This is a genomic window from Dokdonia pacifica, from assembly GCF_900188275.1.
In the GTDB taxonomy this organism is placed as follows: domain Bacteria; phylum Bacteroidota; class Bacteroidia; order Flavobacteriales; family Flavobacteriaceae; genus Dokdonia; species Dokdonia pacifica.
On sequence record NZ_FZNY01000002.1, the window covers coordinates 120,103 to 132,915 of the forward strand.

A 12,813-nucleotide genomic window follows, 5' to 3' on the forward strand; every position below is an offset into this window, starting at 1 on the left:
GTTATAATTTCTTTGCTTCTTCCCAAAAAACATCCATTTCGGCAAGTGTCATATCACTTAACTTTTTATTTAAGATAGTCGCTTTGCTTTCTAAATATTGAAATCGTTTTATAAACTTCTTATTTGTACGTTCTAAGGCACTTTCTGGATCTACCTTTAAGAAGCGTGCATAGTTAATCATAGAGAAGAGTACATCGCCAAATTCGGCTTCAATTTTTTCCTGATCGTTTGCCTCTACTTCTTCTTGTAGTTCTCCTAGTTCTTCTTGTAGTTTTTCAAAAACCTGTTGTGGTTCTTCCCAATCAAAACCTACCCCAGCCACTTTATCTTGAATACGGCTTGCTTTTACCATTGCGGGTAGACTTTTAGGAACACCTTCTAATACAGACTTCTTTCCTTCTTTAAGCTTTAGTTTTTCCCAGTTGCGTTGCACTTCTGCTTCATCTGCTACATCAATATCTCCGTAAATATGGGGATGACGATCCACCAATTTATCCGAAATGCTATGTGCTACATCGGCGATATCAAAATCTTTGGTTTCACTTCCTATTTTAGCATAAAACACAATATGCAACAATAAATCACCGAGTTCTTTCTTAATTTCTTCTAGGTCATTATCTAGAATCGCATCGCCTAACTCATAGGTTTCTTCTATGGTAAGATGACGTAAACTCTGCATGGTCTGTTTTTTATCCCAAGGACACCCTACTCTAAGTTCGTCCATAATGGTTAAGAGTCTATCTATAGCGGCTAGTTGTTGCTGTCTTGTGTTCATACCACTAAACTAAAAAAGCCTTTACAATTAGATTGCAAAGGCCGTATGCTTTTATAAAAAGTTATGCACTATTCTTCTTCGTCAGAAGACTCAGCTGGAGTTTCTTCTGGAGCAGAAAAGTCCATCAAGTCATTTTTCTGTAAGATATTGTACCACTGTACTACTTTCTTAATATCACTTGGATATACACGATCTTCATCATAATCTGGTACTACATTAAAGAAAAACTCTTCAAGCTCATCTTTAGACACTTTATGATTTATCGTTGGTCCTCCATTTTCTTTGGCTTTGATTTTCTCAAAAACCTCACGTAATGGAATCTCTTCAGAAAGCGTATATATTGCGATTTCTGAAAGGATACTCACATTGTGACGTAATCCTACAGAAATACGTTTTCCATCTAATAACGATTGTGCTACAAAGCCACTACGCGTTTGTGCTTTTAATTCGTAAATACCTGGCTTTCCAGAAATGGATAATATTTTATCTAAACCCATATAATTGTAATATCAAAATTGGTCGGCAAATATGCATTGCCCTAATTTAAAATCAAAATTTATTGCCTACGAAAATGAGGTCTTTGTCATTAATTTAACACTTTACTCGATAATCGAGATTTAAATACTCCAAAGCTTACCTTTAAATTTAAAAAGCTCTTCCTTGTAAATACCTCTCATGCTAACCTCATGGTAGTTGTCTTATCTCTTTTTTGAAACACTAGGAAAACGCATACGGTAATCGGCATCACATTTTCCTTTAGAGATATTGGCTAGTCGTCCTTTTAAAATACGTTTTTTAAGGCTTGATAGTTTATCTGTAAATAAAATTCCTTCAATATGATCATATTCATGCTGAATCACACGCGCAATAATCCCATCATAGGTTTCTGTATATTCCTTAAAATTTTCGTCTTGGTATTTTATAGTAATTGTAGATTCTCTAAAAACATCTTCTGTTATACCAGGAATACTTAAACATCCTTCATTAAAAACCCACTCTTCGCCAGTACTTTCTAGAATTTCTGCATTGATAAATACTTTTTTAAAGTCTTTAAATACAGCTTGTTCTTCTTCTGTAAACTCTTTATCGTTTGCAAATGGAGAAGTATCTACCAAAAACATTCTAATAGAAAGTCCAATTTGTGGGGCCGCAAGTCCTAATCCATTTGCACCATACATCGTTTCAAACATATTATCTATAAGCTCAGGAAGCTTTGGATACTCTTTAGTGATTGGTTTTGCTTTCTTCTTTAAAACGGGATCTCCGTATGCAACTATAGGTAAAATCATATACTATTTATTATAGAGGTAATCTTGTAATATTATGGTAGCGCTTATTTGATCAATAAGGGCTTTGTTTTGTCTTTTCTTTTTTCCAATACCACTATCTATCATGGTTTGAAAAGCCATTTTAGAGGTAAACCGTTCGTCTTGACGAATAATTTTAAGATCAGGAAAGGTTTTGAGTACGCTTTCGCGAAAGCGTATAATGTGTGCTTCTACATCTGAAGCTTCATTGTTCATGCGCTTAGGCTCTCCTATTACCATAGCCTCTACCTGCTCTTTTTGAAAATATTCTTTTAAAAATGGAAGTAGCTGTTTTGTTTCAACCGTGGTTAATCCAGATGCAATCATCTGAAGTTCATCAGTAATTGCTATCCCTGTACGCTTCGTTCCATAATCTATCGCAATAATGCGCGCCATCTCTAAAATTTGGTGCAAAAATAAGCAAAACCTAAGTATAAGTCGCTAAGCGCATATACAATTATAAGGACTTGTTAAATTATAGGAAATCTAATGTTGGAAACGATTGCGAAGTTTTATCTTTGAGGTTAAATTTAACAACCAAATAATGCGCCTTCAATTTTCCATTAGTATCGTATGTATACTACTATTTGTTGCTTGTGGTAAACAAACAACAAAAAATACAGCGCATTCTAAAGAACATTTAGACCTATCTGATATCAATCTAGTCATTCAGTCAGATGCGACTATAGATAGTATCTGGGTAGCAGATATAGGTCAAGAAGAAAGCTTTTTCCTTCCTTATAAGGATACGATAAAGGTTGATGTACAGCGTGCTATTAATGATCTTTACAATGTCTATGTGCATACCAACGGTAAAAGAATAGGAACACAACTTTGGTTAGATGGCAAAAACGTACTTATAGACTTAACATTAAACGAACAGCAGCTAACCATAGACAAGGTAGACAGTTCTGCTTTATACAATGGTTCTAAAGACTATGAAGCTGCCTATAAAGAATTACTGACCTCTAAAGCAGATAGCACCACCATTGATAAATTTCTTATCTCAGAAATACGTACTCATATAGACACTCCTCTTTCTCATGCTATTGTGGGAAATTTTTTGGCTAGAAATCAAAATGATCGTGATAAGGTAGATCATGTGTACAGAATCATGCGAATGCAAACCGATAGTTTGAAAGATCATTTTATTACAAATAACAAGCTAATGGTGAGTCTTTTAGATGTAGAAGCGGTAAAATTTGATCAATATGATCTTGGTGATATACACAATCAAAAAACAACGATCACATTAGATCCTTCTAAATTATACTTATTAGATTTTTGGTTTGTGAAATGTCCTCCTTGTCTGGCAGATCATAAACGTATTGCAAAAAACTACACTATTTTTGAAGAAAATAATATAGCGCTTATCGGAGTATCAAGAGATGATAAATACACACTCTGGAAAAATTATTTAGATAAGCACGACTATCCATGGGTAAACGTTCGGGAGCAAAAACCCGAAAAACGATTGACCTATGATTTATCTATTTGGGCATACCCTACCTATGCACTTATAGATCATAAAGGAAGTATACAAGCTCGGTTTAGCAGTTTTGCTCAATTTGAGAACTATATAAATAAAAAATAATAAGAAAAATTGAAATGAATCAGTTACAAAATCTAATTGAAAAAGCTTGGGACGATCGTTCTGAATTACAAAACCCTGTTACCATTAATGCCATTCGTGAAGTCGTAGATATGCTTGACCGTGGTACTTTACGTGTTGCCGAACCTACCGATAATGGATGGCAAGTGAATGAATGGATAAAGAAAGCCGTAGTATTATATTTCCCTATTCAGCAAATGGAAACACTGGAAGCAGGAATTTTTGAGTATCACGATAAGATTCCGCTAAAAAGGGATTTCCAAAATCGAGGTATTCGTGTAGTGCCAAATGCCGTAGCACGTCACGGAGCGTATATTTCTAGCGGTGTTATTTTAATGCCAAGTTATGTAAATATAGGTGCTTATGTAGATGAAGGTACCATGGTAGATACTTGGGCAACGGTAGGAAGTTGTGCACAAATAGGTAAAAATGTACACTTAAGTGGTGGTGTAGGAATAGGTGGTGTATTAGAACCATTACAAGCCTCTCCTGTGATTATAGAAGATGGCGCTTTTATAGGAAGTCGTTGTATTGTTGTAGAAGGAGTACATATAGAAAAGGAAGCTGTTTTAGGAGCAAATGTTGTATTAACAATGAGTACTAAAATCATTGATGTTACAGGAGATACTCCTGTTGAAATGAAAGGAAGAGTTCCTGCGCGTTCTGTTGTAATTCCTGGTAGTTATACTAAAAAGTTTGCAGCTGGAGAATACAATGTACCTTGTGCTTTGATTATTGGTAAACGTAAAGAAAGTACAAATAAGAAAACCTCTCTTAATGATGCTTTAAGAGAATATGATGTAGCAGTATAGTCACATTCTATAATGGATAAAAAAATATTAATTATACAACACAAAATGATAGGCGATGTTTTGACATCGTCTATTCTTTGTGAGGCAATTAAACATAGATATCCAAAAGCAACTGTTCATTATCTAGTAAATGAACATACCTTACCTGTATTAGAAAACAATCCCTTTATAGATCAAAAGGTGGTGTTTACTCCAGAAATGGTAAAAAGCAGGAAAACAGCGAGAAAATTTCGTTCACAACTGGCTTCCCATGCATATGATATTGTCATAGATGTCTATTCCAAAATTGGGAGTGCCAGTATATGTAAAGCTACGAAGGCCACACAACGTATTGGTTATAAAAAGTGGTATACAAAAGCCTTTTATACAGATTTATATACATACCATTATACTCCAGAGACAGAAGCTGGACTTGCGATAGAAAATCGTATGAAGCTACTTCAAGCCATTGATGCTGATTTTCCTAAAGCATTAAAACCTAAATTGTATGTAACTGATGAGGAGATCGCTTCCGCGAAAAAAATACTAGCTGAAGTTAGAACAAACCCAGATCAAAAATTATACATGATAGGGATTCTTGGTAGTTCGTCTAATAAAACCTATCCCCTACGTTACCTAGCCACCCTATTAGATCATATTGTACATAAAACGGAAGCTCAGTTACTGTTTAATTATATTCCGAAACAAATAGATCAAGTAGAAGCATTGTATGAATTATGCTCAGAAAAAACCCAGCAACATATCTTAAAAGATATTTATGGGAAGAGTTTGCGTGAGTTCATTGCATTCACCACACAATGTGATGCATTGATAGGAAATGAAGGCGGTGCTATCAATATGGCGAAAGCATTGGATATTCCTACTTTTACAATTTTCTCTCCTTGGATACGTAGAGCCGCTTGGGCTTTATATGAAAATGATCAAAATCATGTGGTTCATCTACAGGATTTTGAATCGAGCTTATATACTTCAAAAAGTCTTAAGGATATGAAGAAACGAACGGAGTATTATTATTCGTTACTCACTCCTGAGAAAATTGTAGAGAAATTAGATGAATTTATTTCAATGCATTAAAGAAACTTCTCTTGATACCAAGCAACCTGTGCACGAAGTCCTTCTTCAAAATCAGTAGTTGGTTTGTAATCTAATAATTGTTTTGCCTTATCAATAGTTGCTGCTGTTTTTAATTGATCTCCAGGACGTTTCCCTACATGATCAATTAGCGCTTTCTTTCCAATTATTTTTTCAATGAGAGCAATCCCCTGCCCTGTAGTATACACCGCAGTACTTCCAAGATTGATAATCTCCCCATTACACCCCTCTTTATGGGTAATTATCTTTTCTAATCCGTCTATAATATCTCCCACATAGGTAAAACTACGCTCATGATGCTCACTGCCTTCATACAAGGGAAATGAAGTACCATCATAAATCGCTTTAATCAGTTTTGTATATAGTTTTTCCGGACGTTCTCTAGGGCCGTAGACAGAAAATAAACGGATAGAACAAGCATCAAGCTTTCCAGAGCGTTGTGATGCTAGAACTAATTGCTCTGCTGCCAATTTTGTAACACCATAATCTGATACTGGCATAGGTGCTTCTTCTTCGGTAGATGTAGCGTGTAAACCATAAATAGACGATGTGGCTATATTTACAAATAATTGCGTATTCTTATTTTGATGGATAGACCACTGCAATAAGTTTTGAGTTACTTGTATATTATTGCGTTCGTAATCTGTAAATGGTGTGGTTGCTGAAATACCAGGTTGTGCCGCAAAATGATAAATAATATCAATATCGTTAGGCAAGATGATACTTAAATCGTCAAGTAAATCTGCTGTAAGTAAAGTAACTCCAACTTTTTTGATATCATTTGCGTTGATTTCTTTTAATTTAGGGTCATAATACTCAGAAAAGTTATCTATTCCTAATACTTGATGTCCCTGAGACACTAAACGTTCACAAAGGTGAGAGCCTATAAAACCTGCTGCTCCAGTAACTAATATTTTCATTCTTCTATATCGTCGCCTTTTTTAATACCAAAATAGGTATAGGCATATCCTTTTTTTCTTGTGTTTTTTCTTATAGCTAGATTACGCTCCAGGGATTCTTTTGTTTTATATCCTCTAGGATGATCTAAATGCAAACATAATGCTCTATGACGAATTTGTTTGCCTTTAACTCCTGCATTTTCTAAACGTTCTCCTAATTCTCTATCTGGACCTCCATATTGCATACGTTCATCGTATCCATTAATACGAAGTAAATCTTCTAACCAAGCAGAAGAATTACAATTATTAAATGAGGCATTAGAAGGTGTAACAGCATCTAATAACTTTGCTACAGTCTCTCCACTGGCAAGTTTTCTATATTGCGAAGATCCAAGTGATCCATTTTCTTTTAACCACTCAACATTAAAACAATTACCAGATATAATATCTTCTTTAGTAATCCCTTCACTAAGACTCATATCCAATTTGCAGTATCCGCCAGATAAGAACTTACCTTTTTCAGCATAATTTGCATGACGTTCTAAAAAATCTTCTTTTGGAATGCAATCGCCATCTGTAAAAACTACATACTCATTTTCAGCTTTAGTTAGTGCTATATTAAGTATGGTTTGTCTTCGATATCCTTTATCTTCGTGCCAAATGTGACGTAAAGGTACAGGATACTCTTTTTGAAAAGATTTTATAAGATCTTCAGTTTCCTTTCCAGAACCATCATCTGCTATAATTACTTCAAAATCTGTATAGGTTTGTGTACTATAGCCGTGAAGTACCTTTTCTAACCATTTTACATTATTGTAAGTAGCTATGATCAACGTTATTTTAGGTAGTTGTTGCATTTGGTTGGTTTACTACAAAAATAAACTTTTAATTATAAAAAAGATTAGTAGTTTTGCTATCCTACTAAATTTATGGAAAAATTAACCGCAATAATCCCTACTGGCAACGAAGAGCACAATATTCGTGAGGTTCTCGAATCTGTGACTTTTGCTGATGAGATTATGGTCGTAGATTCCATGAGTACAGATAATACAATCTCTATAGCCAAAGAATATACAGATACTATCTTACGTCGCAAGTATCATTATTCTGCTTCACAAAAGAATTGGGCAATTCCACAAGCAAAACATGAATGGATACTCCTAGTAGATGCAGATGAAAGAGTTACGCCAGATTTAAGAGATGAGATTATAGAAATTCTAAAAAACCCACCTTCAGATGGAACTGTAGCCTACTGGATATATCGTACCAACCATTTTATGGGGAAACGTGTACGTTATAGCGGATGGCAAAATGATAAGGTAATTCGTTTATTTAGAAAGAGTAAATGTGCTTATGAAGATAAAATGGTACATGCAGAGATTGTTGCAGATGGTAACGTAGGATTTTTAAAGAATCGTTTTCATCATAATACCTATATCACATTAAACAGTCATATCACAAAACTCAATAGATATGCCGCTTGGCAAGCTAGAGATTATGATAAAAAAACAGGACGATTACATATCTATCATTTTGTAATCAAACCGTTTTGGGGCTTTTTTAAACATTATGTCGTTCAAATGGGATTTAGAGATGGTGTGGTAGGGCTTATTATAAGCTATTTACATGCCTATGCTATATGGATGCGTTATGCAAAGCTATGGTTGTATAGACGAGGATTGAAATAATAATTATTCTTTATACGCTTTCGCGAAATCGAACTTGTGAGATTCACGATCATAGTGAGAGTAAAGCGATAAAGCGTATGCTTCTACTTACTCAATAAAAAATAAAAGACAGCAATTAACTCATTGATTAATTACTGTCTTTACTTAAATTATATGCTATTTTATCTATGAGCTTCATGTCCACAAGAGGCGTCCCAGCCTAGGCTTCCCCAAGCATTTACCCATGCAGTAGCAGATGCTTCGCTTTGATTACCATAAAATGTATGGCTAACACCATCTTTAGTTCGGATACACGCAAAGGCATGATCTTCAGAAATAATTCCTCCGTTGGTATTTTTTAATTGAGCATTATTTAATTCTTTAACGCCATTTAGATTTACAATGTTCTTTAACATACGTATTTAATTTAAAAATTTATGATACTGGAAACATTTAGAGACACTTACAGCTTATGTCTATTATTATAAGAAATTCAATGATATGTTCCTTTTGAAAGAATTCTTATCCTTTGAACATTATTTTATTGTTGATGCTGACTGCCACAGGAAGCATCCCATCCTAAACTCCCCCATGCATTTACCCAAGCCGTTGCAGAACCTTCACTTTGATTTCCGTAAAAAGTGTGACTAACTCCGTTTTTAGTTCGGATACATGCCCAACTACCTCCTGAAGCTCCACCAAGAGTGTATTTTAATTGTTTCTTATTTAATTTCTGAGCACCATTTAATTCTAAAATGTTTTTTAACATAATTGTTTGATTTTAAAGATTACATCTTGAAATTAAATAAGAATTAAATTATGAACAATAGTAAATTCATATTTGCCTATGAAAAGTGTAAAAGCGTATTTAAATACAAAAGCCATCAGCATATGTTACTATACTGATGGCTTTTACGTGTGAATTATTAACTAAGCACTTACTGTTGTTCCATAATTACATAATAATATGCAATTCCAATAGGTCTACCTACTCCTACAAATCCGGATTTTACAAGAACAGCATTGGTGTTTCCTGGATATAGTTTTTGAAGTTTACTTACGGCATCAGCTATAGCAACATTAATATCTGTAGAATTGTATGCATAACCGACTACTTGATTATTAGCTGTTTGAGTAAGTTCTTGTGGAACAGCTCCTTTCTCATCCATTAAGTCGCGTACAGGAATTTTCTGCGTACCAGATTCAGTTTGGAAATACACAAAATCTAGATCTGTAGCATATGGAATTGTTTTGGTAACTGTATATGGAAAGTATCCAATAGCACCACATGGATCTCCAACCACCATAAATATTGGAGGATAGATTTGTGCTGCAGATTGTTCAATTCTAATTTTGCAATATCCGTCTTCATGACCTTTTGCTACAATGGTTACTTTTGGATCATTTCCAATTCGATATGCAAATACTTCTTCTGGGTATAAAACTTGACTACTCATAATATTAGGTGTTTTAGTGTTATGTTCTTACTCTATTTATATTGGTTTTTCAGAATCCACCAACTCTGTAATAGAAATGAAGTAGCTACTTAATAATCACATTTCAATTACATTGTAAAATTCTGATTATCAGTACTTTTTATTAAGAGCAAAAACCCCTAATTATAGAAATCACGTATAAACACTTGAAAACAAGGTATTTACACTCGTATTGTAATTAGTTAATATAAAACACAAAAAACCTCTAAAGAAGCTACTCTTTAGAGGTTTTACTATAAAATTGTTTTTAAAATGTGTGTATGCTTAGTTATTCCCTAAAATCAATGGGAGTCCACTATCGCCAGAACCTACTACCACTACTTTAGCATTAGGTGATTCAGAAAGTTTTAAAGTTGCTTCTATTCCTTTGTCTTGAAGAATCTTATCTGTAAGTGATGCACTTAGTATTCTGTTTGCATCTGCTTTTCCTTGTGCTTCAATACGAACTTTTTCTGCTTCTTTTTGAGCCGTAACTAATCTAAACTCATACTCTAAAGATTCTTGCTCTTGTTTTAGTTTACGTTCAATTGCTTCTTTTATAGTAGGAGGAAGTGTAACATCACGTATTAATATATTATTCAATTGGATATATTGATCCTTCACAATTTTTTCTGTTTCTTGAAAAATTTCTTCTTGAATAGCATCTCTTTTACTACTGTATAATTGTTCTGGTGTATAACGCCCTACCACACTACGAGCTGCGCTACGAATTGCTGGTTGAATAATTCTCTCTAAATAATCTTTTCCTTTTTGATTATGAAGTTTTCCTATATCTGCAGTTACAGGATTGTACCATGCCGTTGCATCAATTTGAATTTCAAGACCATTTGACGAAAGCACTCTCATTTCTTCAAATAATTGCTGCTGACGTGTTTCATAATCAATTACCTTATTCCAAGGAGCAATTAAATGAAATCCAGGTCCTAAAGGTTCTTTATCAGGATCTACTCCATCTCCTAATGTTTCATATAATACGCCTGCGTGACCTGCATCTATAGTAACAGCAGATTTTGCTAATACTACAATGACAAGAATTAGTATGACAATAATAGGTAATCCAATTTTTGGTAATTTATCCATAATCTATTTTTTTAGTTAATTTTTAGTTTTAAGTAAGACCATTGTATTTGCGCATAAACCACTCTATTCCAAGAAGCAATGCTAAAACGGCTAAGAGCCATTTCCAATCTATTAAAGGTACAACATTTTCGGTGCTTTTTTGAACAGGTCTATATCTACTGTCTTCTACTAAAGAAGTTATTAATTGATCAATATTTGAAATAATGTATTGTGTACCATTTGTATTTGTTGCTACTTGTGATAAGGCAGCTACATTAGCATTTAGAAACTGTTGTTCAACTTCAAAGGGAACAATGGTAAATGATCCTGATCTGGCTAACCCTTGATCTTGTACTGTCACTGTAAAAGAATAATCACCAGGCACAAGATTACTTAAGTCAATTTCATAGGCATTACGCTGTAATAGAAAAGGAGCATCATAAACATCTTCAGTTTCTTTATTTATTACTTTAATGGTTAGTGCTGCTCTATTATCAAACACATAGTTTTTATCAAAGTATTGTGCATAAAGTTTTACAGAACCATTGCCATAATAAAAAGAGTCATAATCTAAGTTAAGCCTACTCTTACGTTTATTTGAAGCGGCATATTGAATTAAGTTATCTATAAAATTATCAAAAGATTCAAAACTTCGAGTATCAACATAGCTTTGTGCTCTCCATCGCCAGAGACCTTCTCCAAAAATATATACTCCTCTTCTACCATTTTGATCTGTAGTAGCTAATAAAGGAGCATCTGTAGTAATGGCACCTATTTTTTGATATAAAGCAATGTCTGCCTCCGTTTTTAACGTGATATCCCCAAAACTCGTTTTTAAGGGAGGGAAATCTGAAAAGTTAAGATCATTTAAAACAAACGTAGAAAAATTAGGATTACTAATCCCTTGGACATCTTCATCTTGTGCTGTCACTTCATGAAATACCTCTGTTTGCAATTGATTAAGAATATTCCAATCTGTTTTGGCCCCTGTAATGGTCATGCTATTTTTTCCTAAAGTTTCTAGTTCCCTATAAACAGGTTGAAAAAGACCATTGGGTTGATACAAAATCACTAATTGGTACTCATTTAATGTTCCAATAGCCTCAGCAGGTTTTGCAAAAGTAGCAGTACGTAACCTATTACTTTCTATGCTCTTTTTAAGCATCCCAATATCTGGATGAGTAATATCTGAGACAATAAGCACATTGGTTTTTTGATCAATAATTTCTACAGCAAAATTCTTGCGATTATTATTTTTATTTTTTTCGTTTTCTATAGATTGAAGACTTACAGTATATTGTTGTACTCCAACACTATTTGCAGGAATTAGCGCCGTAATGATTTGTGATTTTTTCTGATTAGAAAAATTAATATTTTGCTGATATACTGTAGTATTTCCAGATCGTATGGTTAATCTAGATGAAACATCATTGCTCCCATTATAATTTGTAAAGACTTCTACTGGAAATTTATTGTTGATATATGCGTATCTATTTACATTTACCTGACTTATAATAAGATCGTCATATACAAGAGTATCACCTACAACAACTGGATATACATTCTGATTAAAGTTTTTACTCGTGTATTCAAATGCTTCTCCAAATGTTTGATTTCCATCAGATACCAGTATTACAGGCGCGACATCATTTCTATATAAAGAATTAAATGATGAAAAAACAGTTGCAATATTTGTTTGCCTTTCGGCGAAATCTAATGAATCTAGTGTTTCAACATTGGTTCCGAATCCAAAATACTGAATATCAAAGGCGTCATTTAAGTTTTTGCTTTCGCGAAAGCGTACCAATGCATCTTCTACTTGCGTATCGTACTCTAAATACCGAATACTTGCAGAATTATCTATAGCAACTGCTAAAGAGGGTTTTTCAGTATAAAAAGTTTGCTGCTTGTATTTAGGATTAATCAATAATAGTAATAATCCAAAAACAGTACAAAAGCGAAATAAAGCATATATTTTATTTCGCTTTGTTTTATATGTAGCCTTATAAAAATATTGAAATACAGCAACTGCTAAAGCAACAATCGCAGCTCCAATAATTAATAATAAGGTTGTACTTGTCATATAAATATAAG

15 protein-coding genes are annotated in these 12,813 nt (G+C 33.8%); 4 read left to right on the forward strand and 11 right to left on the reverse strand.

Annotated features, from left to right (window positions below; genetic code table 11):
- Window position 1: 1 nt before the first annotated feature.
- The 4 genes from mazG to ruvX all read right to left on the reverse strand — a co-directional run bounded on the left by mazG (window position 2) and on the right by ruvX (window position 2,478).
- A complete protein-coding gene (gene mazG, locus CHB80_RS07790) occupies window positions 2-775 on the reverse strand; it encodes a nucleoside triphosphate pyrophosphohydrolase (RefSeq protein WP_089370891.1) in 774 nt (257 codons plus the stop codon).
- A gap of 68 nt (window positions 776-843) precedes the next feature.
- Window positions 844-1,272 carry a DUF5606 family protein gene (locus CHB80_RS07795; protein ID WP_089370892.1) on the reverse strand — a complete coding sequence of 143 codons (429 nt, stop codon included), beginning with the start codon at window positions 1,270-1,272 and terminating at the stop codon, window positions 844-846.
- A 201-nt stretch (window positions 1,273-1,473) separates the two neighbouring features.
- Window positions 1,474-2,064, reverse strand: a complete 591-nt coding sequence (gene def, locus CHB80_RS07800) for a peptide deformylase (RefSeq protein WP_089370893.1) — start codon at window positions 2,062-2,064, stop codon at window positions 1,474-1,476.
- A 3-nt stretch (window positions 2,065-2,067) separates the two neighbouring features.
- Window positions 2,068-2,478, reverse strand: coding sequence for a Holliday junction resolvase RuvX (gene ruvX, locus CHB80_RS07805; protein WP_089370894.1), 411 nt, complete (start codon window positions 2,476-2,478; stop codon window positions 2,068-2,070).
- Window positions 2,479-2,626: 148 nt separating this feature from the next.
- Between ruvX and CHB80_RS07810 the strand changes: the two genes are divergently transcribed.
- From CHB80_RS07810 to CHB80_RS07820, 3 genes are read left to right on the forward strand one after another with little or no spacing between them, the layout of a single operon-like run.
- Entirely contained in the window at window positions 2,627-3,676 is a 1,050-nt protein-coding gene (locus CHB80_RS07810; RefSeq protein ID WP_089370895.1) for a TlpA family protein disulfide reductase, read from the forward strand.
- A gap of 14 nt (window positions 3,677-3,690) precedes the next feature.
- Window positions 3,691-4,506, forward strand: a complete 816-nt coding sequence (locus CHB80_RS07815) for a 2,3,4,5-tetrahydropyridine-2,6-dicarboxylate N-succinyltransferase (protein ID WP_089370896.1) — start codon at window positions 3,691-3,693, stop codon at window positions 4,504-4,506.
- A 12-nt stretch (window positions 4,507-4,518) separates the two neighbouring features.
- Window positions 4,519-5,580, forward strand: coding sequence for a glycosyltransferase family 9 protein (locus CHB80_RS07820; RefSeq protein ID WP_089370897.1), 1,062 nt, complete (start codon window positions 4,519-4,521; stop codon window positions 5,578-5,580).
- Here the strand turns inward: CHB80_RS07820 and CHB80_RS07825 are convergent.
- Both CHB80_RS07825 and CHB80_RS07830 read right to left on the reverse strand, forming a co-directional pair.
- Window positions 5,577-6,518 carry an NAD-dependent epimerase/dehydratase family protein gene (locus CHB80_RS07825; RefSeq protein ID WP_089370898.1) on the reverse strand — a complete coding sequence of 314 codons (942 nt, stop codon included), beginning with the start codon at window positions 6,516-6,518 and terminating at the stop codon, window positions 5,577-5,579. The two genes, CHB80_RS07820 and CHB80_RS07825, sit on opposite strands and share 4 nt — an antisense overlap.
- Window positions 6,515-7,354 carry a glycosyltransferase family 2 protein gene (locus CHB80_RS07830; protein WP_089370899.1) on the reverse strand — a complete coding sequence of 280 codons (840 nt, stop codon included), beginning with the start codon at window positions 7,352-7,354 and terminating at the stop codon, window positions 6,515-6,517. The genes CHB80_RS07825 and CHB80_RS07830 overlap by 4 nt, the downstream gene beginning before the upstream one ends.
- 72 nt (window positions 7,355-7,426) lie before the next feature.
- Between CHB80_RS07830 and CHB80_RS07835 the strand changes: the two genes are divergently transcribed.
- On the forward strand, window positions 7,427-8,185 hold the full coding sequence (locus CHB80_RS07835) for a glycosyltransferase family 2 protein (RefSeq protein ID WP_089370900.1): 759 nt from the start codon (window positions 7,427-7,429) through the stop codon (window positions 8,183-8,185).
- 161 nt (window positions 8,186-8,346) lie between these two features.
- Here the strand turns inward: CHB80_RS07835 and CHB80_RS07840 are convergent, their stop codons facing one another.
- The 5 genes from CHB80_RS07840 to CHB80_RS07860 all read right to left on the reverse strand — a co-directional run bounded on the left by CHB80_RS07840 (window position 8,347) and on the right by CHB80_RS07860 (window position 12,802).
- Entirely contained in the window at window positions 8,347-8,580 is a 234-nt protein-coding gene (locus CHB80_RS07840) for a hypothetical protein (RefSeq protein WP_089370901.1), read from the reverse strand.
- Between the two features lie 125 nt (window positions 8,581-8,705).
- A complete protein-coding gene (locus tag CHB80_RS07845; protein ID WP_089370902.1) occupies window positions 8,706-8,933 on the reverse strand; it encodes a hypothetical protein in 228 nt (75 codons plus the stop codon).
- 169 nt (window positions 8,934-9,102) lie between these two features.
- Window positions 9,103-9,621, reverse strand: coding sequence for a hypothetical protein (locus CHB80_RS07850; RefSeq protein ID WP_089370903.1), 519 nt, complete (start codon window positions 9,619-9,621; stop codon window positions 9,103-9,105).
- A 303-nt stretch (window positions 9,622-9,924) separates the two neighbouring features.
- Complete coding sequence (locus CHB80_RS07855) at window positions 9,925-10,740, reverse strand: prohibitin family protein (protein ID WP_089370904.1); 816 nt, start codon at window positions 10,738-10,740, stop codon at window positions 9,925-9,927.
- 28 nt (window positions 10,741-10,768) lie between these two features.
- Window positions 10,769-12,802, reverse strand: a complete 2,034-nt coding sequence (locus CHB80_RS07860; RefSeq protein ID WP_089370905.1) for a hypothetical protein — start codon at window positions 12,800-12,802, stop codon at window positions 10,769-10,771.
- Between the last annotated feature and the right edge of the window lie 11 nt (window positions 12,803-12,813).

What these genes read in the sequence shown, in the direction of transcription:
- CHB80_RS07850 (WP_089370903.1), bottom strand. Translation starts at nt 9,621, where the DNA reads ATGAGTAGTCAAGTTTTATACCCAGAAGAAGTATTTGCATATCGAATT.
- CHB80_RS07830 (WP_089370899.1), bottom strand. Translation starts at nt 7,354, where the DNA reads ATGCAACAACTACCTAAAATAACGTTGATCATAGCTACTTACAATAAT.
- CHB80_RS07795 (WP_089370892.1), bottom strand. Translation starts at nt 1,272, where the DNA reads ATGGGTTTAGATAAAATATTATCCATTTCTGGAAAGCCAGGTATTTAC.
- CHB80_RS07835 (WP_089370900.1), top strand. Translation starts at nt 7,427, where the DNA reads ATGGAAAAATTAACCGCAATAATCCCTACTGGCAACGAAGAGCACAAT.
- CHB80_RS07820 (WP_089370897.1), top strand. Translation starts at nt 4,519, where the DNA reads ATGGATAAAAAAATATTAATTATACAACACAAAATGATAGGCGATGTT.
- CHB80_RS07815 (WP_089370896.1), top strand. Translation starts at nt 3,691, where the DNA reads ATGAATCAGTTACAAAATCTAATTGAAAAAGCTTGGGACGATCGTTCT.
- CHB80_RS07855 (WP_089370904.1), bottom strand. Translation starts at nt 10,740, where the DNA reads ATGGATAAATTACCAAAAATTGGATTACCTATTATTGTCATACTAATT.
- def (WP_089370893.1), bottom strand. Translation starts at nt 2,064, where the DNA reads ATGATTTTACCTATAGTTGCATACGGAGATCCCGTTTTAAAGAAGAAA.
- CHB80_RS07825 (WP_089370898.1), bottom strand. Translation starts at nt 6,518, where the DNA reads ATGAAAATATTAGTTACTGGAGCAGCAGGTTTTATAGGCTCTCACCTT.
- ruvX (WP_089370894.1), bottom strand. Translation starts at nt 2,478, where the DNA reads ATGGCGCGCATTATTGCGATAGATTATGGAACGAAGCGTACAGGGATA.
- CHB80_RS07860 (WP_089370905.1), bottom strand. Translation starts at nt 12,802, where the DNA reads ATGACAAGTACAACCTTATTATTAATTATTGGAGCTGCGATTGTTGCT.
- CHB80_RS07810 (WP_089370895.1), top strand. Translation starts at nt 2,627, where the DNA reads ATGCGCCTTCAATTTTCCATTAGTATCGTATGTATACTACTATTTGTT.
- mazG (WP_089370891.1), bottom strand. Translation starts at nt 775, where the DNA reads ATGAACACAAGACAGCAACAACTAGCCGCTATAGATAGACTCTTAACC.
- CHB80_RS07840 (WP_089370901.1), bottom strand. Translation starts at nt 8,580, where the DNA reads ATGTTAAAGAACATTGTAAATCTAAATGGCGTTAAAGAATTAAATAAT.
- CHB80_RS07845 (WP_089370902.1), bottom strand. Translation starts at nt 8,933, where the DNA reads ATGTTAAAAAACATTTTAGAATTAAATGGTGCTCAGAAATTAAATAAG.